This window comes from Xenorhabdus beddingii (assembly GCF_002127545.1).
GTDB lineage: Bacteria > Pseudomonadota > Gammaproteobacteria > Enterobacterales > Enterobacteriaceae > Xenorhabdus > Xenorhabdus beddingii.
Genome location: NZ_MUBK01000180.1, coordinates 1 through 415, shown reverse-complemented (window position 1 = coordinate 415; position 415 = coordinate 1). Strand labels below are relative to the sequence as shown.

Genomic DNA, 415 nt, shown 5'->3' with positions numbered 1-415 from the left:
TGGCAGATAAGGAACTGAAAGAAATCCCGTTCACCATTAAATCATTGTGGTCTGTTTATCGTGATGTGGGAGTGTATTGATGCCGTGGCAACCGTTAAGACGCTGTAATTATCCGGGCTGTAACCAGCGGGTGAAGTCAGGACGCTGTGAGCAGCACAGACGAGAAACCAGCCGACAGCAGGACAAGCAACGCGGCACACGTACCCAGCGTGGTTATAGTAATCAATGGGGTAAATACAGGATGATGTATCTCAAGGCGAATCCCTTATGCGTCCATTGCCTTAAGCAGAACAGTTACACACCTGCCACCATCGTCGATCACATTATCCCGATAGAGGGTGATAGTGATGTGTTGTTCTGGCCTGAATCCAACCATCAATCTTTATGCCACGCCTGCCATAACCGTAAGACCGTA

Annotated in this window: 1 protein-coding gene; it reads left to right on the top strand. The window is 48.7% G+C overall.

Annotation, left to right across the window (positions count from 1 at the left end; translation table 11 throughout):
* Positions 1–79: 79 nt before the first annotated feature.
* Positions 80–415: HNH endonuclease (locus Xbed_RS19160; RefSeq protein WP_086114343.1), on the top strand; the 336-nt coding region annotated here is incomplete at its 3' end.